The organism is Citrobacter freundii complex sp. CFNIH4, from assembly GCF_002934505.1.
Classification (GTDB): Bacteria; Pseudomonadota; Gammaproteobacteria; order Enterobacterales; family Enterobacteriaceae; genus Citrobacter; species Citrobacter freundii.
Genome location: NZ_CP026231.1, coordinates 3693653 through 3714475, shown reverse-complemented (window position 1 = coordinate 3714475; position 20823 = coordinate 3693653). Strand labels below are relative to the sequence as shown.

Annotated in this window: 19 protein-coding genes and 1 tRNA gene; 11 read left to right on the top strand and 9 right to left on the bottom strand. The window is 53.3% G+C overall.

The annotated features are described in order from the left end of the window. Positions 1 to 36: 36 nt before the first annotated feature. Entirely contained in the window at positions 37 to 1416 is a 1380-nt protein-coding gene (gene ygjG / locus C2U41_RS19025; protein ID WP_168150126.1) for a putrescine aminotransferase, read from the bottom strand. Positions 1417 to 1845: 429 nt separating this feature from the next. Between ygjG and C2U41_RS19020 the strand changes: the two genes are divergently transcribed. Further along, positions 1846 to 3366, top strand: coding sequence for a methyl-accepting chemotaxis protein (locus C2U41_RS19020; protein ID WP_003841468.1), 1521 nt, complete (start codon positions 1846 to 1848; stop codon positions 3364 to 3366). A 53-nt stretch (positions 3367 to 3419) separates the two neighbouring features. On the opposite strand, the gene C2U41_RS19015 is transcribed toward C2U41_RS19020, so the two are convergent. After that, positions 3420 to 4097, bottom strand: a complete 678-nt coding sequence (locus C2U41_RS19015) for a PadR family transcriptional regulator (protein ID WP_162906142.1) — start codon at positions 4095 to 4097, stop codon at positions 3420 to 3422. Between the two features lie 237 nt (positions 4098 to 4334). Between C2U41_RS19015 and C2U41_RS19010 the strand changes: the two genes are divergently transcribed. Continuing rightward, on the top strand, positions 4335 to 5117 hold the full coding sequence (locus C2U41_RS19010; RefSeq protein ID WP_103848566.1) for a siderophore-interacting protein: 783 nt from the start codon (positions 4335 to 4337) through the stop codon (positions 5115 to 5117). Here C2U41_RS19010 and C2U41_RS19005 read toward each other — a convergent pair. Further along, positions 5114 to 5962, bottom strand: coding sequence for a helix-turn-helix domain-containing protein (locus tag C2U41_RS19005; RefSeq protein WP_032941143.1), 849 nt, complete (start codon positions 5960 to 5962; stop codon positions 5114 to 5116). The genes C2U41_RS19010 and C2U41_RS19005 overlap by 4 nt on opposite strands. A 67-nt stretch (positions 5963 to 6029) precedes the next feature. On the opposite strand from C2U41_RS19005, the gene cfa reads away from it, so the two are divergent. Then, complete coding sequence (gene cfa / locus C2U41_RS19000) at positions 6030 to 7184, top strand: cyclopropane fatty acyl phospholipid synthase (protein ID WP_003846231.1); 1155 nt, start codon at positions 6030 to 6032, stop codon at positions 7182 to 7184. An 89-nt stretch (positions 7185 to 7273) separates the two neighbouring features. Here the strand turns inward: cfa and C2U41_RS18995 are convergent, their stop codons facing one another. Next, positions 7274 to 8932 carry a glycerone kinase gene (locus tag C2U41_RS18995; RefSeq protein WP_003024748.1) on the bottom strand — a complete coding sequence of 553 codons (1659 nt, stop codon included), beginning with the start codon at positions 8930 to 8932 and terminating at the stop codon, positions 7274 to 7276. Positions 8933 to 9040: 108 nt separating this feature from the next. Here C2U41_RS18995 and C2U41_RS29790 point away from each other — a divergent pair, with 108 nt between their 5' ends. The 3 genes from C2U41_RS29790 (at position 9041) to dhaR (ending at position 12607) form a co-directional block, all read left to right on the top strand. Further along, on the top strand, positions 9041 to 9463 hold the full coding sequence (locus C2U41_RS29790; protein ID WP_231385724.1) for a hypothetical protein: 423 nt from the start codon (positions 9041 to 9043) through the stop codon (positions 9461 to 9463). A 29-nt stretch (positions 9464 to 9492) separates the two neighbouring features. Further along, positions 9493 to 10590, top strand: a complete 1098-nt coding sequence (locus C2U41_RS18985) for a glycerol dehydrogenase (RefSeq protein WP_003024745.1) — start codon at positions 9493 to 9495, stop codon at positions 10588 to 10590. 91 nt (positions 10591 to 10681) lie between these two features. After that, positions 10682 to 12607: a dihydroxyacetone kinase operon transcriptional regulator DhaR gene (gene dhaR / locus C2U41_RS18980; protein ID WP_003841455.1), complete on the top strand. Its 1926-nt coding sequence runs from the start codon at positions 10682 to 10684 to the stop codon at positions 12605 to 12607. Here dhaR and C2U41_RS18975 read toward each other — a convergent pair. From C2U41_RS18975 to C2U41_RS18960, 4 genes are read right to left on the bottom strand one after another with little or no spacing between them, the layout of a single operon-like run. Continuing rightward, a complete protein-coding gene (locus tag C2U41_RS18975; protein ID WP_103848567.1) occupies positions 12585 to 13115 on the bottom strand; it encodes a cob(I)yrinic acid a,c-diamide adenosyltransferase in 531 nt (176 codons plus the stop codon). The genes dhaR and C2U41_RS18975 overlap by 23 nt on opposite strands. Beyond that, positions 13116 to 13469, bottom strand: coding sequence for a glycerol dehydratase reactivase beta/small subunit family protein (locus C2U41_RS18970; RefSeq protein ID WP_003841450.1), 354 nt, complete (start codon positions 13467 to 13469; stop codon positions 13116 to 13118). It abuts the gene before it with no gap. Positions 13470 to 13485: 16 nt separating this feature from the next. Then, entirely contained in the window at positions 13486 to 14649 is a 1164-nt protein-coding gene (dhaT, locus tag C2U41_RS18965; protein WP_003024734.1) for a 1,3-propanediol dehydrogenase, read from the bottom strand. Between the two features lie 22 nt (positions 14650 to 14671). Next, entirely contained in the window at positions 14672 to 15100 is a 429-nt protein-coding gene (locus tag C2U41_RS18960) for a GlcG/HbpS family heme-binding protein (protein WP_003846242.1), read from the bottom strand. 393 nt (positions 15101 to 15493) lie between these two features. Here C2U41_RS18960 and C2U41_RS18955 point away from each other — a divergent pair, with 393 nt between their 5' ends. From C2U41_RS18955 to C2U41_RS18935, 5 genes are all read left to right on the top strand, one after another. Next, a complete protein-coding gene (locus C2U41_RS18955; protein WP_103848568.1) occupies positions 15494 to 17161 on the top strand; it encodes a propanediol/glycerol family dehydratase large subunit in 1668 nt (555 codons plus the stop codon). 11 nt (positions 17162 to 17172) lie between these two features. Next, positions 17173 to 17757, top strand: coding sequence for a propanediol/glycerol family dehydratase medium subunit (locus C2U41_RS18950; RefSeq protein ID WP_003024724.1), 585 nt, complete (start codon positions 17173 to 17175; stop codon positions 17755 to 17757). 2 nt (positions 17758 to 17759) lie between these two features. Then, entirely contained in the window at positions 17760 to 18188 is a 429-nt protein-coding gene (locus C2U41_RS18945; RefSeq protein ID WP_016151007.1) for a diol dehydratase small subunit, read from the top strand. A 10-nt stretch (positions 18189 to 18198) separates the two neighbouring features. Then, positions 18199 to 20013, top strand: coding sequence for a diol dehydratase reactivase subunit alpha (locus tag C2U41_RS18940; RefSeq protein ID WP_044700926.1), 1815 nt, complete (start codon positions 18199 to 18201; stop codon positions 20011 to 20013). A gap of 109 nt (positions 20014 to 20122) precedes the next feature. Then, complete coding sequence (locus C2U41_RS18935) at positions 20123 to 20446, top strand: DUF1889 family protein (protein WP_001573898.1); 324 nt, start codon at positions 20123 to 20125, stop codon at positions 20444 to 20446. Between the two features lie 220 nt (positions 20447 to 20666). Here C2U41_RS18935 and C2U41_RS18930 read toward each other — a convergent pair. Continuing rightward, positions 20667 to 20742, bottom strand: a tRNA-Ile gene (locus C2U41_RS18930). Positions 20743 to 20823: the final 81 nt, after the last annotated feature.

Genomic DNA, 20823 nt, shown 5'->3' with positions numbered 1-20823 from the left:
GCCTACGTTTGCTCACGCAGGCCGGACAGACATCTGTTACATCTGCTCCACGCTCACCCGTAATGCTGCCAGGGCTTTGCGTGTTGATCGCAACACCAGATCGCATTGCTCGATCGTTAACGTTAGCGGCGGTTCGATGCGGATCGTCTTGGCATTGTTCAGCGTCCCAGCGACCAGCACCCGCTGGCGGAACATCTCACTGGCAAAGTTATAGCCGATTTCATTATCGACAAACTCAATCGCCATCAGCATGCCTTTGCCGCGTACATCATGTACCAGGTCCGGGTATTCCCGCGCAAGCTGACGGAAACCATCCAGCAACATATCGCCTTTCTGCTCCGCCTGAGCCGGTAAATTTTGCTCCAGCAGGACGTTAATGGTGGCCAGCGCAGCCGCACAAGCGAGCGGGTTGCCACCAAACGTGGTGGTATGCAGGAAAGGATTGTCGAACAGGACGGAGAACACCTCTTCGGTGGCAATGGTTGCGCCAATGGGCATCACGCCGCCGCCTAACGCTTTGGCCAGACACATAATGTCGGGCTGCACATTTTCGTGCTCACAGGCGAACATCTTGCCGGTACGCCCCATCCCGGTCTGCACTTCGTCAAGGATCATCAGTGCGCCGAACTCATCGCAAAGTTTACGAACAGCGGTTAAATAGCCTTGTGGCGGCAGGATCACCCCCCCTTCACCCTGGATGGGTTCGAGGATCACGGCTGCGACATCGTCACCGGTCTTTTTACACTCGCTGAGCATGGTGCGCATCGCGTTAACATCGCCAAACGGCACATGACGGAAGCCCGGCAGCAGCGGCATAAAGGGTTTGCGGAAGGTAGATTTAGCCGTGGCGGACAGCGCGCCCAGTGATTTACCGTGGAATGCGCCGCTGGTGGCAATAAACGTAAATTTACCGCGCGGTGATTGATACGCTTTCGCCAGCTTCAGAGCGGCTTCAACCGACTCGGTCCCGCTGTTACAGAAGAAACTGTATTTCAGTTTACCGGGCGCCAGTGCGGCGAGAGTTTTTGCCAACATGGCCCGCAGAGGGTCAAGTAACTCCTGGCTGTGCAGAGGTTGTTTCGCGAGTTGATTCTGTACGGCGGAAACCACGACTGGATTACGGTGCCCCACGTTGAAAATTCCAAAACCACCCAGGCAATCGACGAACTCCTGCCCCTGGGTGTCGACAAGCGTATTCAGGCTTCCCGCTTGCCACTCTACGGCTCCGTAATCCCCGCCTGCAGTTACAGATTTTCGATACTCTAAGAACCCCGGATTGACATGCTCCTTGAAGTACTCAATCACCTCTCGGTTTAACGATTTCATTTCCTCATGATCAAGCGTGCGCTTTTCGATGAGATTCAGTGCGTGTGCGCTGCAGGCCAGGGCCGATGCGCTGGAAGGTAACCTGTTCAAAATATGCTCCCGGAGCTCGCGTATCACATGATACTGATTTAAGTATTGCAGGGATTGCGCCATTCCGGCGCGCTTAGCAAAAATCGGGATAAACACCAGGAAACATCTTATTTACGCAACATTTAATGCCATTATTTAACATTTGCTGGCATTTTGCCCAGACCAGGAGCCTGAAAACAGATCGAATAAACGCAAATTTGCTCTAAAAATGGGCAATATTTGCACTGTGACAGTGCGCTGGTAGAAGTGATATTGAATAGTTACTGGATGAAAGTATTTTAAATCAATGGATTAGAATGCGTACAGTTTTTGAGGTTTAATCGCAAATTGCGATCTAAATCAAATTTAACAACTAAAGATAAAAAATTATCGCCGAAATAACATAAGCCGAAAGAGTTAACAACCAGATAACCTGCACAGGACGCAATCATGTCTTCTCATCCCTACGTTAGTCAGCAAAATACACCGCTGGATGATGATATCACCCTCATGTCGACCACCGATTTGCAAAGCTATATCACCCATGCGAACGACACCTTCGTTCAGGTCAGCGGCTATCAACTGAATGAGTTGCTCGAAAAGCCGCACAATCTGGTTCGTCATCCGGACATGCCAAAAGCGGCGTTTGCGGATATGTGGTACACCCTGAAGCAGGGCGAGCCATGGAGCGGGATTGTGAAAAACCGGCGTAAGAATGGCGATCACTACTGGGTGAGGGCCAATGCGGTGCCGATGGTGCGGGAAGGACGCGTGACCGGGTATATGTCGATTCGTACCCGGGCAACTGACGAGGAAATTGCAGCGGTAGAGCCTTTATATAAAGCGCTGAACGAAGGACGTTGCAACCGGCGTATCCATAAGGGGTTGGTGGTACGCAAAGGCTGGCTGGGTAAACTGCCGGCGATGCCGATTCGCTGGCGGGTACGCAGCGTGATGGCATTCATGTTTGTCCTGCTAGCGGTCGCATTGCAGCAAATGGGTGCTGAATGGCCGTTACTGTTGATGAGTGCATTGGTGATGCTTTTAGGAACGGCTATTTTCGAATGGCAGATTGTGCGTCCTATTGAGAATGTCACCCGTCAGGCGCTGAAAGTGGCGACCGGTGAGCGGAACAGCGTGTCGCATCTTAACCGCAGCGATGAACTGGGACTGATGCTGCGAGCAGTGGGCCAACTGGGATTAATGTGTCGCTGGCTTATTCATGACGTCTCCAGCCAGGTGAGTTGCGTGCGCAGCGACAGCGAAACGCTGGCAAAAGGTAGCGATGATTTAAATAAGCATACGCAGCAGACCGTTGAGAACGTGCAGGAAACGGTGACCACCATGAATCAGATGGCGGCATCGGTAAAACAAAACTCAGAGACCGCCGCGGCGGCTGATAAGCTCTCTATTGCCGCCAGCAGCGCGGCAACGCACGGCGGTGAGGCGATGGATACCGTCATCAAAACCATGGACGATATCGCCAACAGCACCCAGCGGATCGGCACCATTACCACGCTGATTAACGATATTGCCTTCCAGACCAACATTCTGGCTTTGAACGCCGCTGTTGAAGCCGCGCGGGCGGGCGAGCAGGGGAAAGGGTTCGCCGTGGTGGCGGGAGAAGTGCGTCATCTTGCCAGCCGCAGCGCCAGTGCGGCCAATGATATCCGCAAGCTGATTGATGCCAGCGCCGACAAAGTGCAGTCCGGATCCGACCAGGTTCACGCCGCAGGACGCACGATGGACGATATTGTGGCGCAGGTGCAAAACGTCACTCAGCTGATCGCCCAAATCAGCCACTCAACGCTGGAACAGTCAGATGGTCTTTCCAGCCTGACCCGCGCGGTGAATGAGCTGAGCAACATTACGCAGAAAAACGCCGAACTGGTTGAAGAGAGTGCGCAGATTTCCGCAATGGTGAAACATCGCGCGGGTCGTCTGGAAGATGCGGTCACGGTGCTGCATTAATACTAATAATACAGGCGGAACGTCGGGCAAACGGGTTCCGCCTGCTGTGCAGATTAATCCAGCTGAGTAATATCCAGCGCAGCGCGATCGATAATACCGATGATTTTTTTGATCTGCGCATCGCTGGTATCACCATGATTAACGCGTAGATCCAACACGGCTTTGAAATTTTCCAGCGCGCGTTTCATCTGTGGATTTTTGCGTAATTCAAAACCCACGCAGCGGGCTTTGATCCGTTCGTGGATATGGCCCAGATGCTCACGGTTTTCATCCAGCCATTGCTGGCCCTGAGTCGTGATCGCAATCTGTTTACGCCCACCTTCCTCGTCGCTGACGGTGATCAGTGCCTGATCCTGCAAGAAATCCAGCGTCGGATAGATAACGCCCGGGCTCGGGGTATAGTTACCCTGAGTCAGGGTTTCAATCGCTTTTATCAGCTCATAGCCGTGGCTGGCGTCGCGGGTCAAGATATCCAGAATGACCAGGCGTAATTCTCCGTGACCGAAGAAGCGTTGGCGACGACCACCGCCGCCGCGACCATGGCGGTGCCCGCAGCCGTGCTCGTGGTGGTGATCTTTGTTACAGCCTTCATGGCGATCTTCTTCACCTTTGCAGCAGCCTGCATGGTGCTCGTTGTGGCGGCCTTCGTGGTGATGTCCTTCACCCTTGCAGCAGCCTTCGTGTTGGTGCTCTGTATTTTTGCAGCAACCTTCATGATGGTTTTGCATCATCGTATCCTTATGTAGTTTAGATATATCTAATTTATATCTAAAGATTGTCATTTTGCAAGTCTACAAAATAGATGTTGTTTAAGATTATGATTATTTAGTGTTTTTGTTGGTTTTTGATAGCTGTTTAATCAGACGGTGACTATATCAAAAAAGTGCTTGCAATCTTCTTTATTAGCAATCATTATCATTTAAAAAATGAATTTAGATATATCTTATTATTTTCACGAAGGCGATAACATGACAAAAAACACCTCACGCTACCCGCAGCGCGTTCGTAATGAACTGCGTTTTCGAGAACTTACCGTCCTGCGCGTAGAGCGTATTAGCGCGGGCTTTCAGCGCATTGTACTGGGCGGTGACGCTCTGGACGGTTTTAGCTCACACGGCTTTGACGACCATACCAAGGTCTTTTTCCCTGAACCGGGCAGCCACTTTGTGCCGCCTGTCGTCACCGATGAAGGCATTGTCTGGGCTGACGGTGTGCGTCCGCTTTCCCGTGACTACACGCCGTTGTATGACGAAGCGCGCCATGAGCTGGCGCTGGATTTCTATATTCATGATGGCGGCGTGGCGAGTACATGGGCGATGAATGCCCGCGAGGGCGACAAGCTGACAATCGGCGGGCCGCGCGGTTCTTTGGTGGTGCCAGAGGATTATGCGTATCAGGTTTATGTGTGCGATGAGTCGGGAATGCCCGCGCTACGCCGACGCCTGGAGTCGCTCAGCCGTTTAGCGGTACGTCCAAACGTCACGGCGCTGGTCAGCGTGCAGGATGCGGCGTACCAGGATTATCTTGCCCATCTCGACAGGTTTACTATTGAGTGGTTTATCGGCCATGACGCGCAGGCGGTGAATGAACGCTTATCGCGACTAACTGTGCCCGCAGATGATTATTACGTCTGGATTACTGGCGAAGGCAAGGTGGTAAAAAACCTGAGTGCTCGCTTTGAAACCGAGGCGTTTGACCCTCAACGGGTGCGTGCGGCAGCCTACTGGCATCAGCGTAAAGCGGCAGATTAATAATTAGATGGCGGAACGCCAAACGCCTGGCGGAAGGCATAGCTAAATGCCGCGGTGCTTGAATATCCTACGTCGAGCGCCACGGCGGTCACGCTTTTATTTTTTTTCAGCATTAATACGGATTCCAGAATACGCATTTTTTGCTTCCAGACGCTGAAAGGCAATCCGGTTTCTTTTTTGAAATGGCGTGAAAAGGTACGGGCAGACATACCCAGATGATGCGCCCAGTATTCAACTGAATGCTCCAGGGCGGGGGATTCTTGTATGGTTCGGCATACTTTGGTTAATTCGCGATCCTGCGGCCAGGGTAATACAAAGGCGACTTCCGGGAGTTGCAGAATAATATCGACCAGTACGCTAACCAGTTTGCCCTCTTTTGACTGGCTATCATAATGACCTGAAATTGAATTCGTGGCGTAATGAATAAACTCTCTTGCGAAATCACTGATAGCCACAACTTTGCATTCATTGATGTTCTCTTCAAGAAAGCCCGGTTTAATATCCAGATTTTCTAAATACACATCATCCAATGCCCAAACTGCATGCTCAGTATTATTTGGGATCCAGATGCCATAATGCGCCGGGATTATCCAGCACTTACCAGCAACATCAATGCGCATGCTGCCTTTGCGGGCGAAATGAAATTGCATAAAAGAGTGTGAATGCTGCGGTACATGGTGGTTGGCTTCCAGGACATAAGAGCGAAAGAATACGTCCTGCGGCAGTTCGGTCATGGAGTTATCCGGGAAGGAGTTCCACTGTTTTTGCGCCAGAGTTTCCATAAATGAATCGTCAATACTCCCGATGATGTGTCCGCTGCTCGATAGATCTTGTCCGCGGATCATAATACATACACTCTTTTTTCCATAATAATCTTGCGTAATAATTTTTAGCCCACTTTTGGTAAATACCATGAACTCGCTTTGTTCAGATGCTGTCATCGTCAATGAAACAAATGATAACTGGACCCGAATGGGAAAAGAGCTGCTTTCACAAGCGGATATCAGAATTAATGGCTCACGCGCCTGGGACATTCAACTTCATCATACCGGTTTCTTTAAACGAGTATTGCAGCAAGGCTCATTAGGGCTTGGCGAAAGCTATATGGAAGGCTGGTGGGACTGCGAACGGCTCGATATTCTGTTCTGCAAAATCCTGAAAGCAAAACTCGACCAGCAGATGCCAGGTAATCTGAAAGATATTTTACGCATTGCCAGCGCGCGCCTGTTTAATTTGCAGTCACGTAGCCGTGCATGGATCGTCGGTAAAGAGCATTATGATATTGGTAACGATCTCTTTGCGCTGATGCTTGATCCGCATATGCAATATTCCTGCGGTTACTGGAAAGATGCAACCACATTAAACGATGCGCAAAATGCCAAATTAAAAATGATCTGCGAGAAGCTGCAGCTTAAACCGGGTATGCGTTTACTCGATATCGGTTGTGGCTGGGGCGGGTTGGCGGAATATGCGGCGCGTCATTATGGCGTGGCAGTAGAAGGCGTTACCATTTCCAAAGAGCAGCAGAAAATGGCGCAGCAGCGCTGTGAAGGGTTGGACGTTAACATTCTGCTGCAGGATTATCGCGATCTTAATAAACACTACGATCGCATTGTCTCCGTGGGGATGTTTGAACATGTCGGGCCGAAAAACTACGACACCTATTTCAGTATCGCCGACCGTTGTTTAAAACCAGACGGACTGTTCCTGCTGCATACCATTGGTAGCAATAAAAAAGGGATGAGCGTCGATCCGTGGATCAATAAATACATTTTCCCAAATGGCTGCTTACCGGCGATTTCCCATATTGCCGAGGCCAGCGAATCACGGTTTGTGATGGAAGACTGGCATAACTTCGGCAGCGATTACGATAAAACGCTGATGGCCTGGCATGAGCGCTTTAATCAGGCATGGCCGGAGCTGTCATCACGTTATTCCGCCACCTTCAGAAGAATGTTTAATTACTATTTATGCGCGTGCGCAGGGGCTTTCCGCGCCAGAGATATTGAGCTTTGGCAGGTGCTGTTTAGCCGCGGCGTAGAGGGCGGGATCCGCGTTTATCGTTAACGTCCGCCGGATGTCGGCGTTGCCTTATCCGGCCTACAAAGCTTTGCACTCGTAGGCCTGATAAGCGCAGCGCATCAGGCACTTATGGCTTATCCCAGCTCACTCTCTGCCAGCGCTTTAAACACCATCGCTACGGCGTGCGCGCCGGGGTCCATATTTCCGAGCAGGCTTTCGCTGCTGAGATACGATGCGCGACCGGCATTGGCTTTGCTCGACAAACAGGTTCGTTCGGCTCCCGCTTGCGCGGCGTCGAATGCGGCCTGCAGATTTTGCGGCTGCGTGAGCAGCGAAGTCAGGGCCGGTTGCAGCGCATCAATCATGGTGCGATCGCCTTCGTCTGCGCCGCCGTAGAACTTCATCTGCGCCAGTCCCGTATTCAGGGATTCGGCAACGCTAGCTCCCTGTTCCAGTTTCTGCCCCGCAGCGGTAAAGAAAATAGACATCAGTACACCGCTGGAACCGCCCATCACCACGGTCAGACGTTCGCCAATCAGCGCGAACAGCGTGGCAAGGTTATCCAGCGGCAATTGCTGGCGATGCAACAGACTGGCAATTTCACGCGCGCCAGCGGCAAAGGTCGAACCGGTATCGCCATCGCCGACTTTGGCGTCCAGCGCATTAAGATGAGTCTCCAGATCGGAAAGGGTTGTGGTGACTAGTTCCACAATCCCGGCCACCAGGGCGTTCGCCGAAGGCTGGAATTCCACGCGTGCGCTACGCTGAGATGATGGTACACAACTGATTTCACGCGGCGGGACCGGCGTCGGCCAGTTGCTGGTTTCCACCTCGGTGAGTAACGCTTTTTCGATGCTCTCTTCCAGCACGATGGCCGTCAGTGAAAAGCCTTTCATATCCAGCGCGGTGACCAGTGAGGCCGGGCCAATCAGCCAGTCGATACGCGGGTGCAGCGGGCTGCTGGCCAGTTCGCGGGTAATGATGGCCATTTCGGCAACGGAAACGCCGCCAAGATTGTTAACCATCACCGCCAGACGGCCGGTTTCAGGCAGGGCTGCCATCAGTTTATCCACCATCAGGTTCACCACCTGCGCACTGTTCTGGGTGTCGATAACCGATGCGCCTGGTTCGCCGTGAATGCCCATGCCCAGTTCCGCGTGGCCCGGATGATGACGCGGGGCGGCGTCGGCTTCTTGCGGCAGATGACAGCTGGAAAGCGCAACGCCCAGGCTGAAGGTGTTATTGGCCGCGTACTGCGCTTCACGCAGGACGGTGGCGAGGTTGTAGCCGCGTTCGGCAAAATAGCCTGCGATTTTATGCACCAGGATGGTTCCCGCAATGCCGCGTGGGTGTTTGTTATCAGGCAGGGAGATGTCGTCGCCAACAATCAGCATTTCAACGTTGTAACCAAGGCGACGGGCTTTCTCGGCGGCGAGACCGAAATTAAGACGGTCACCGGTGTAATTTTTCACGATCAATAAACAGCCCGCCTCACCGGTTACCGCCTGGATGGCGGTCAGTACCGCATCCACGCTTGGGGAAGCGAAAACGTCGCCGCAAACCGCAGCGGTTAGCATACCTTTACCGATAAACCCAACGTGCGCGGGTTCGTGCCCTGAACCACCGCCGGAAATTACCGCCACGTTATTTTTGTTGAGGTCACGACGGACCACGATGCGAATGGCCGGATCGCTTTCCAGACGCGCCAGGTTATTCCACGGGCTGGCGATAATCGTACCGTCGATGACGTCGCTCACGAGATGGGTGCGTTGATTAAAAAAGAATTGAGACATAACGGCTCCTTGAGGTTGAGTGTAAGACAAACCCCCGGAAGCATGGTCATGGTACGGAGGCGATAGAGAGATTCTGGCGAAGTCAGCGCGGAAAAAAACAACGTTAAAATGAGTTTCATTACGGAACGTTGTCATTGTTTTTTGTTCCATAATGAAACTGAAAAGAACGAGGAACGATCACAATGCGAGCTCGCTCGACTTTTTTCTCTCGCGATGAATGCAGCTGATACGGCACTGTCGGCTTTTTTTGCCGGTTTTTTGGCAAGTGAGTGGGTAAAAAAGAAAGTGAGATTCGTCTGTGCCGGAGATTTGGTGGCAAATGAGCGGATCGGGATCGCAAACCTTATCATTTTTGTGGATAAGCGTTCCAATATGGAACGTACTCCGTTTTTATCTGTTTCATATCAGAACAAAAAGACGAAAGATTTTTTTGTGCACGCCTCGCCATACAGTTATTGCATCGCTCCGGTACCTCCCGTTTTCGCCGTCTGCATCAGGCCAAACAGGTTAACGCCAGGGCTCACCATGTAAAAACATGTACTTATTTGAGGATGAAAGGAATGCTAAAAGTTATTCAATCTCCAGCCAAATATCTCCAGGGTCCTGACGCTTCCACCTTGTTTGGTCAATACGCTAAAAATCTGGCGGACAGCTTTTTTGTGATTGCGGATGACTTCGTGATGAAGCTGGCGGGAGAGAAAGTACTCAACGGCCTGCACAGCCACGACATTAGCTGCCATGCGGAACGCTTTAACGGTGAATGTAGCCATGTTGAAATTAATCGACTGATTGCCATTCTGAAACAGCACGGTTGTCGCGGCGTGGTTGGGATTGGCGGCGGGAAAACGCTGGATACCGCCAAAGCGATTGGTTACTACCAGAAGCTGCCGGTGGTGGTGATCCCGACTATCGCGTCTACCGATGCGCCAACCAGCGCGCTGTCCGTTATCTATACCGAAGCCGGTGAGTTTGAAGAGTATCTGATCTACCCGAAAAACCCGGATATGGTGGTGATGGACACTGCGATCATTGCCAAAGCGCCGGTACGTCTGCTGGTGGCCGGGATGGGCGATGCGCTCTCGACCTGGTTTGAAGCGAAAGCCTGTTATGACGCCAGAGCGACCAGCATGGCGGGCGGACAGTCCACCGTGGCGGCGCTGAGCCTGGCGCGCTTGTGCTATGATACCCTGCTGGCGGAAGGCGAGAAGGCACGCTTTGCTGCGCAGGCTGGCGTGGTGACCGATGCGCTGGAGCGTATTGTCGAAGCTAACACTTACCTCAGCGGCATCGGCTTTGAAAGCAGCGGTCTTGCAGGGGCGCATGCGATCCACAACGGCTTTACGATTCTGGAAGAGTGCCACCATTTGTACCACGGTGAAAAAGTCGCCTTTGGTACGCTGGCGCAACTGGTGCTGCAAAACAGCCCGATGGAAGAGATCGAAACCGTGCTGAATTTCTGTCAGAAAGTAGGCCTGCCGGTAACGTTAGCGGAAATGGGCGTGAAAGAAGACGTTGACGGCAAGATCATGGCCGTGGCGAAAGCGACCTGCGCAGAAGGTGAAACCATCCACAATATGCCGTTCCCGGTAACGCCTGAAAGCGTACATGCCGCTATCTTGACGGCAGATCTGCTGGGACAGCAGTGGTTGGCGCGTTAATCAGTCGTCGGTAGGTTGTTATCCGGCATCTTCTCCCCCTCTGACAGTTTCTGCCGGAGGGGTTGTCTATGGTTAAACAGCGGAAAGGGATATGACGGCGCACACGCATAGCATCGGGAAGGAAGTCTCTTCAGTCATTGCCCAGTCATGGCATCGTTGCAGCAAGTTTATGCAGCGGGAAACCTGGCAGGCGCCGCATCAGGCGCAGGGACTGACCTTTGAGTCGATTTGTCGTCGCAAGACGGCGTTGCTGACGATTGCTCAGGCTGCGCTGGAAGATGCCTGGGAGTTTATGGACGGCCGCCCGTGCGCGCTGCTGATTCTGGATGAATCAGCCTGTATTCTCAGCCGTTGCGGCGATCCGCAGACGGTAGAACAGCTGGCGGAGCTTGGGTTTCGTGACGGCAGCTACTGTGCGGAAAGCATCATTGGCAGTTGTGCCCTGTCGCTGGCGACGATGCCGGGTCAGCCGACAAAAACCTCTGGCGATCAGCATTTTAAACAGGCGCTACATCCGTGGTCGTTCTGCTCGACGCCGGTCTTCGATAACCATGGTCGACTGTTCGGCTCCATTTCGCTGTGTTGTCTGGTGGAACATGAGTGCGTTTCTGATTTATCCCTGACGCTGGCGATTGCCAGAGAAGTCGGCAACTCTTTGCTGACCGACAGCCTGCTGGCTGAATCCAACCGCCATCTGAACCAGATGTACGGGCTGCTGGAGAGTATGGATGATGGTGTGATGGCCTGGAATGAACAGGGCGTATTGCAGTTCCTCAATGCGCGAGCGGCGCTGCTTTTGCATCTCGATGCGCAGGCCAGTCAGGGGAAAAACATTCACGATCTGCTCAATCTCCCCATGCTGCTGCGCCGGGCGATCAAACATGCCCGCGGTCTGAATCACGTCGAAGTTACCTTTGAAAGCCAGCATCAGTTTGTTGATGCAGTCATTACCCTGAAGCCGATTGTTGAGGAGCAGGGCAACAGCTTTATTCTGCTACTGCATCCGGTGGAACAAATGCGCCAGCTGATGACCAGCCAGCTCGGCAAGGTGAGCCACACCTTTGAGCAGATGTCGACTGACGATCCGGAAACCCGCCGCTTGATCCATTTTGGACGCCAGGCAGCGAGGGGGAGTTTCCCGATCCTGCTGTGCGGGGAAGAGGGTGTTGGTAAAGAGCTGCTGAGTCAGGCCATCCACAATGAAAGCGAGCGCGCCAGCGGGCCGTATATCGCCGTGAACTGTCAGCTGTATGCCAACAGCGTACTGGGGCAGGATTTTATGGGCAGTGCGCCCACCGACGATGAAAATGGCCGGTTGAGCCGTCTTGAACTGGCGAACGGCGGCACGCTGTTTCTGGAAAAAATTGAATATCTGGCGCCGGAGCTGCAATCCGCGCTGTTACAGGTGATCAAGCAGGGGGTATTAACCCGCCTGGATGCCCGTCGGCTGATTCCGGTGGATGTCAAAGTGATCGCCACCACCACGGTTGATCTCGCCAATCTGGTGGAGCAAAACCGCTTTAGCCGTCAGCTGTATTATGCGCTGCATTCTTTTGAGATAGTGATCCCACCGCTGCGGGCGCGGCGCAGTAGTATTCCCTCGCTGATTTTTACGCGGCTGAATAGCCTGAAAAAACGCTTTTCATACAGTTTGAAGATCGACGACGACGCGCTGGCGCAACTGGTGGCTTATTCGTGGCCGGGCAATGACTTTGAGCTGAACAGCATTATCGAAAACATCGCCATCAGCAGTGATAACGGCCATATTCGGCTGAGCAATCTACCGGATTATTTGTTTGCCGAACGTCCGGGTCTGGAGACGGCGTCTTCACTGCTGCCTGCTAGTCTGACGTTTACCGCTATTGAAAAAGAGGCGATTATCCATGCTGCCCGCGTCACCAGCGGGCGCGTGCAGGAGATGTCGCAACTGTTGAATATCGGTCGCACTACCTTGTGGCGCAAGATGAAGCAGTACGACATTGATGCCAGCCAGTTTAAGCGCAAGCATCTGGACTAGTTTCTTCAATTCTCGCCATCGAGAACAGCGCGTCTGACAGTCGGTTGATATAACGCCTGGGTTCATCGCGTAACGTTAGCGATCTGCTCATCGCGATGAGGACCCGCTCCAGTCGGCGCGTCAGGGTTCGCGCAACGTGTAGCTGTGCCGATGCGAGATTTTTCCCCGGAATAACAAACTCTTTGAGCGGGCCGCTTTGCGCCATATTACGGTCAATAAGCTGCTCCAGCGCCTGAGTATCCTCTTCACCAATACGCTGTTGTAAGCGAGCGAGTCCTTTCTCATCGCTGGCGAGTTCCGCACCCAGAACAAACAGCATTTTCTGTATGGCGTGCAGATCCTGGCGTAGCCCGGCCTGACGCGTGCTGGCATAGCAGACGCCAAGTTGGGAAATCAGTTCATCCACCGTGCCATTGGCCTCAACGCGGATGTCGTCTTTGTCGATACGGCTGCCGCCAAACAGTGCGGTCGTGCCTTTATCGCCGGTTCGGGTGTAGATGCGGTACATTTATTTTATCTCGCTGAAGGGAAGCACTTTGACCAGTTGACCAGCATTGGCGCCAAGCGTGCGGATCTGCGCAATTCCGGCGGTGATATGACCACGGATCAGCGCCCGATCCTCGGGCAACTGGGCGTGGGTTAAAGCAATATCACCCGTGGCGTTAAGACCCAGACCGACACGTAGCGTTGAGCTTTTGGCCGCAAGTTTGCTCAATGCCAGTGCGCAGTCATGCTCGTTGCAACAGATTGCCCGACAAGGGACGCCTTGCTCTTCCAGTCCCCAGCACAGCTCATCAAGCACGCGAGTATCCTGCCAGCGCGAGTGATAAAACAGATGTACGCCCGGTGATGAAAGTGACATTGCGCCCCCTGTACTATCAGAATGCCTGACGGAAGATCTCGGCAATTTCTTTCTCGTTCCCTTTGCGCGGGTTAGAGAAGGCGTTGCCGTCCTTCAGCGCCATTTCCGCCATGTACGGGAAATCGGCTTCTTTGACACCCAGATCGCGCAGATGCTGCGGAATGCCGATGTCAGCAGAGAGACGAGCAATGGCGTGAATGGCCAGTTCTGCGGCATCCATGGTGGAAAGTCCGTCAGTGTTTTCTCCCATAAACTCTGCAATGTCGGCAAATTTTTCCGGGTTAGCGATCAGGTTATAGCGCGCCACGTGCGGCAGCAGTACGGCATTCGCCACGCCGTGCGGCATGTCGTACAGACCGCCAAGTTGATGCGCCATCGCGTGAACGTAGCCGAGGTTGGCGTTGTTGAAAGCCATACCTGCCAGCAGGGAGGCGTAGGCCATATTCTCGCGAGCTTTCAGGTTGCTGCCCAGCGCTACGGCCTGACGCAAGTTGCGTGCGATCAGGCGAATAGCCTGAATAGCGGCAGCGTCGGTGACCGGGTTGGCATCTTTGGAAATATAGGCTTCTACGGCGTGGGTCAGGGCGTCCATACCCGTCGCGGCGGTCAGCGGGGCGGGTTTGCCGAGCATCAGCAGCGGATCGTTAATGGAGACCGACGGCAGGTTGCGCCAACTGACAATCACAAACTTCACTTTGGTTTTTGTATTGGTCAGCACGCAGTGGCGGGTGACTTCGCTGGCGGTACCGGCAGTGGTATTTACCGCAACGATCGGCGGCAGCGGGTTGGTCAGGGTTTCAATCCCGGCATAGCTGTAGAGATCGCCTTCGTGAGTTGCTGCGATACCGATGCCTTTACCGCAGTCATGCGGGCTACCGCCACCGACGGTAACGATGATATCGCAATGCTCTTTGCGAAAGACTTCCAGACCGTCACGCACGTTGGTGTCTTTGGGGTTAGGTTCAACGCCATCAAAAACCACCACGTCAATGCCCGCTTCACGTAAATGGGCGAGGGTTTTATCTACCGCGCCGTCTTTAATGGCCCGCAGACCTTTATCAGTAACCAGCAGCGCTTTTTTACCGCCTAACAGTTTGCAGCGTTCGCCGACAACGGAAATAGCATTGGGGCCAAAGAAGTTCACATTTGGCACCAGGTAATCAAACATACGATAGCTCATAATATACCTTCTTAGATTTAAATTATAATTCAGAGAAACAATTCAGTGCGGTTTCTGCTAATAATCTGTCTTGTTCCACGGTGCCGCCACTAACGCCAACGGCACCAATTAATTCACCGTTTAATATAACGGGTAAACCGCCGCCGAAAATAACAATGCGCTGTTGGTTGGTAAGCTGCAAACCATATAGCGAAGCACCAGGTTGTACCGCGTCGGTAATTTCATGGGTACCCTGGCGCAGGCAGCAGGCGGTATACGCTTTATTAAGAGAGATATCACAGCTGGTGACAAACGCATCGTCCATGCGTTGCATTAGCAGCGTATTCCCACCGCGATCCACCACGGAAAAGACCACCGGAACGCTGATCTCAAGCGCTTTAGCCTCAACGGCCTGCGCCATTTTTTTTGCAGCCGCCAGCGTAATGGTGGCAATTTGTTGGCTCTTATTCACAGTTTCTCCTGAAAATGTTGTAGGGCTGAGGTCACGAAACATATCGCGCAACAGCTATTTTTATCATTGGCTTTACCTTATTTTCTCGCCGTGCGTTATTAAGTCAATAGGGCGAAAATTTCAAAGATATTAAATTCACCTTCCCGGTTTTGCGTTTATTGATAATGATCATTTAACCTCGTCACAATTCACGATGGATATTCCTGAATTGCGTTTCAATATGAAACGATGCGTTTTTATTAGGTACCAAATTGGAACGAAATTAATTTTATTTTTTTTATTGTTCTGCTCATTTAGAGTTCGACCATTGCTGATGAAAGGCGAATGACGGGTGTTGTGTCCCCGGCAATGCGGCCCGGCGTCCCTATTTTTTATCTTTTGAGTCAATAAATCATGAGAAGATCAAAACGATTCGAAGTACTTGCGAAGCGGCCTGTAAATCAGGATGGGCTGATTGGCGAATGGCCTGAAGAGGGGCTGATCGCCATGGAAAGCCCCTACGATCCAGCGTCGTCGGTGAAGGTGGAAAATGGTCGTATTGTTGAGCTGGACGGTAAGAGCCGCGCCGAGTTCGACATGATTGACCGTTTCATTGCCGACTACGCCATTAACGTGGCTGAGGCCGAGCGCGCCATGCAGCTCGACGCGCTGGAGATCGCCAGAATGCTGGTGGATATCCACGTCAGTCGGGAAGAGATTATTGCCATTACCACCGCCATCACCCCGGCGAAAGCGGTGGAAGTGATGGCGAAAATGAACGTGGTGGAGATGATGATGGCGCTGCAAAAAATGCGTGCCAGACGCACGCCCTCCAACCAGTGCCACGTAACCAACCTGAAAGATAACCCGGTACAGATTGCCGCCGACGCTGCTGAAGCGGGGATCCGTGGCTTTTCCGAGCAAGAAACGACGGTCGGGATCGCCCGCTACGCGCCGTTTAACGCCCTGGCGCTGCTGGTGGGTTCCCAGTGCGGTCGTCCTGGTGTGCTGACGCAATGTTCCGTTGAAGAGGCCACGGAGCTGGAGCTGGGCATGCGTGGGCTAACCAGTTATGCCGAAACGGTGTCGGTGTATGGCACAGAATCGGTGTTTACCGACGGTGATGACACGCCGTGGTCCAAAGCGTTTCTCGCCTCGGCTTATGCATCGCGTGGCCTGAAGATGCGCTACACCTCCGGCACTGGCTCGGAAGCGCTGATGGGCTATTCCGAAAGTAAATCGATGCTATATCTGGAGTCGCGCTGCATTTTTATCACTAAAGGCGCGGGCGTACAGGGGCTGCAAAACGGTGCGGTCAGCTGTATCGGCATGACCGGCGCTGTGCCTTCGGGGATCCGCGCGGTGCTGGCGGAAAACATGATTGCCTCAATGCTCGACCTTGAAGTGGCCTCCGCCAATGACCAGACCTTTTCTCACTCCGATATTCGCCGTACAGCCCGCACCCTGATGCAGATGCTGCCGGGTACCGATTTTATTTTCTCCGGTTACAGCGCGGTACCCAACTACGACAACATGTTTGCCGGGTCGAACTTCGACGCTGAAGACTTCGATGATTACAACATCCTGCAACGCGATCTGATGGTTGACGGCGGTCTGCGTCCGGTGACTGAAGAAGAAACCATCGCTATACGCAATAAGGCTGCACGCGCCATTCAGGCGGTGTTCCGCGAACTGGGCCTGCCGCTGATTAGCGATGAAGAAGTGGAAGCCGCTACTTATGCTCACGGCAGCAAAGATATGCCTGCGCGCAATGTAGTGGAGGATCTGGCGGCCGTGGAAGAGATGATGAAGCGTAATATCACCGGGCTGGATATCGTCGGCGCGTTGAGTTGCATCGGTTTTGAAGATATCGCCAGCAATATCCTCAATATGCTGAGACAGCGTGTTACTGGTGATTACCTGCAAACGTCGGCCATTCTGGATCGCCAGTTCGACGTCGTCAGCGCCGTCAACGACATCAATGATTATCAGGGACCTGGTACCGGATATCGCATCAGTGCCGAACGCTGGGCGGAAATTAAAAATATTGCGGGCGTGGTTCAGCCCGGCTCGATCGAATAAGGCGGAACACTGTGGAATGCACAACTGAACGTAAGCCGGTTTTCACCTTACAGGTGAGCGAAGGCGAGGCGGCTAACGCGGATGAACGCGTGGATGAAGTGGTGATTGGCGTCGGCCCGGCCTTTGGCAAGCACCAGCATAAAACCCTGATTGATATGCCTCACAACGCGATTCTGAAAGAGCTGGTTGCTGGCATCGAAGAAGAGGGATTACATGCGCGGGTAGTAAGGATCCTGCGCACCTCGGATGTTTCTTTTATGGCATGGGATGCGGCAAATCTCAGCGGCTCAGGCATCGGGATTGGCATCCAGTCGAAAGGAACCACGGTGATTCATCAGCGCGATCTGCTGCCGTTAAGCAACCTCGAGCTGTTCTCTCAGGCTCCGCTGCTGACGCTGGAAACCTATCGTCAGATTGGTAAAAACGCCGCGCGATATGCACGCAAAGAGTCGCCTTCGCCGGTGCCAGTGGTCAATGACCAGATGGTGCGCCCTAAATTTATGGCCAAGGCCGCGCTGTTTCATATCAAAGAAACCAAACACGTGGTGCAGGATGCTGCGCCTGTCACGTTGCATATTGCACTGGTAAGGGAATGACCATGAACGACAACATCATGACTGCGCAGGATTACCCATTAGCGACCCGCTGCCCGGAGAAAATCCAGACGCCTACCGGCAAGCCGCTAACCGACATTACTCTTGAGAATGTGCTGGCGGGCCGCGTAGGACCGCAGGATGTGCGTATTTCTCAGCAAACGCTGGAGTACCAGGCGCAGATTGCTGAGCAGATGCAGCGTCATGCCGTGGCGCGCAATTTTCGTCGTGCGGCAGAACTGATTGCGATTCCGGATGCCCGCATTCTGGAGGTCTACAACGCGCTGCGACCGTTTCGTTCTTCGTTCGCCGAGTTGCAGGCCATTGCCGATGAACTGGAACACACATGGCATGCCACGGTGAACGCCGGGTTTGTCCGCGAATCGGCAGAGGTATATCAGCAGAGAAATAAGCTGCGTAAAGGCAGCCAGTGACGGAGGCAGCATGCCGTTAATTGCAGGGATCGATATCGGCAACGCCACCACCGAAGTGGCGTTGGCGCAGGATGGCCGGTTTATCGGCAGCGGGATTGTCGCCACGACCGGTATGAAAGGCACGCGGGATAATATCGCCGGGGTAGTCGCATCCCTGCAGCAGGCGCTGAATAACACGCCGTGGTCGCTGCAGGACGTAGCAAAAATTTGCATCAACGAGGCCGCACCGGTGATTGGCGATGTGGCGATGGAAACCATCACTGAAACCATCATTACCGAATCGACGATGATTGGCCATAACCCGCAAACGCCCGGTGGCGTTGGCGTGGGCATGGGAACCACCATCGCCGTGGAGAAGTTGGCGGCGTTGAGCGAGGATCGATTTGCCCAGGGCTGGATCCCGTTGGTAGGTGAGGAGATGGATTTCCTTGAGGCGGTTTGGTTTATCAATGAAGCGCTGGATCGCGGCGTCAATGTGGTGGCGGCCATCCTGAAAAAAGATGATGGGGTGCTGGTGAATAATCGCCTGCATCGGCCAATGCCGGTGGTTGATGAAGTCACTCTGCTGGAGAAGGTGCCGGAAGGTGTGCTGGCGGCGGTGGAAGTGGCGGCCCCAGGACAGGTGGTGCGGGTGCTGTCGAACCCTTACGGCATTGCGACCTTCTTTGCCCTGACGCCCGAGGAAACGCAAACTATCGTCCCCATCGCCAGAGCGCTGATTGGCAACCGTTCCGCCGTGGTGCTGAAAACCCCGCAGGGCGATGTGCAATCAAGAGTGATCCCGGCGGGTAAGATCTTTATCCGTGGTGAAAAGCGTGGCGGTGAAGCCGACGTAGCGCAAGGCGCGCAGGCCATTATGCAGGCGATGAGCGCCTGCGCGCCCGTGCGCGATATTGCCGGGGAAGCTGGTACGCACGCAGGCGGCATGCTGGAGCGGGTGCGAAAGGTGATGGCCTCGCTGACCGGTCATGACATGAACACGGTGCATATTCAGGATCTGTTGGCGGTCGATACATTTATTCCGCGTAAGGTGCAGGGCGGCATCGCCGGAGAGTGTTCAATGGAGAACGCCGTGGGCATTGCGGCGATGGTGAAAGCCGATCGCTTACAGATGCAGGCCATCGCCAGTGAGCTGAGTGCCCGGTTAAACACGCCGGTTGAAGTTGGTGGCGTGGAGGCTAACATGGCTGTAGCGGGGGCGTTAACAACACCTGGATGCGCTGCGCCGCTGGCAATCCTCGATTTAGGCGCAGGATCTACCGATGCAGCCGTCATCAATAGCGATGGCATAGTGAAAGCGGTACATCTGGCCGGGGCGGGGAATATGGTCAGCCTGTTGATTCAAACAGAGCTGGGCTTAAGCGATGCATTTCTGGCGGAGGAAATTAAAAAATACCCGCTGGCAAAAGTGGAGAGCCTGTTCAGCATTCGCCATGAGAACGGCGCGGTAGAGTTTTTCCGCGAACCGCTCAGCCCGTCGGTGTTTGCCAAAGTTGTGTATTTGAAAGAGGGCGAGCTTATCCCGGTAGATAACCAGACCTCGCTGGAAAAAATACGTCTGGTGCGCCGACAGGCCAAAGAGAAGGTTTTTGTGACCAACTGCCTGCGCGCGTTACGCCAGGTGTCACCTGGTGGATCTATTCGCGATATGACTTTTGTGGTGCTGGTAGGCGGTTCTTCGCTGGATTTCGAAATCCCACAGATGATCACCGATGCGCTGGCGCATTACGGCGTTGTCGCCGGGCAGGGCAATATTCGAGGTACCGAAGGGCCGCGTAATGCGGTGGCAACCGGACTGGTTTTAGCCGGAGATGCAAAAAAATAGCGCAGAAAACAGTCGCGCAAGCGTTTAGCTGCGGGGTAAGTCAAATAAAGGCGATGTTCTCTTTGATATCCCGGCGGAGTTGGGTACATAGTATAAATGTGTCTCTCACGTGGTTAATTTTAAGGATAAGAGCATGCCAACAGCAATTGAGAAAGCATTGGATTTTATTGGTGGTATGAACACTTCGGCGTCAGTACCCCATTCAATGGATGAAAGCACCGCTAAGGGAATCTTAAAGTATTTGCATGACTTAGGTGTGCCAGCGAGTCCGGAAGTTGTGATGGCACGGGGTGAGCAGGAGGGATGGAATCCCGAGTTCACGAAAAAAGTGGCCGGATGGGCAGAAAAAGTTGCCTCCGGTAACCGCATCCTTATCAAGAACCCAGAGTATTTTTCAACCTATATGCAGGAGCAGCTCAAAGAGCTAGTGTGAGCTGACTATCGAATCAAACTCTAACGGACGTTTCCATCTCGGGATGGCGGCGTCCAAATGGAATGCCAGCGATATGGGCTGGCGTATCGCGTGATATATCCTTATTCCCACGCCATCCCCCGCTACGCATCCAGAGCCATCCAATTATTGGCTTTGCCAACAATTGCATATATGTCCAATAACAAAAAGGACCTGCGATTTCTCGCAAGTCCTTGAAATTTGGTGGCCCCTGCTGGACTTGAACCAGCGACCAAGCGATTATGAGTCGCCTGCTCTAACCACTGAGCTAAGGGGCCGTGGCGGTGGATTATAAAGTAACTCCGCGTTGCAATCCAGACATAAGCGTACGGATGCTGTTTTTATAAACAATGTATTTT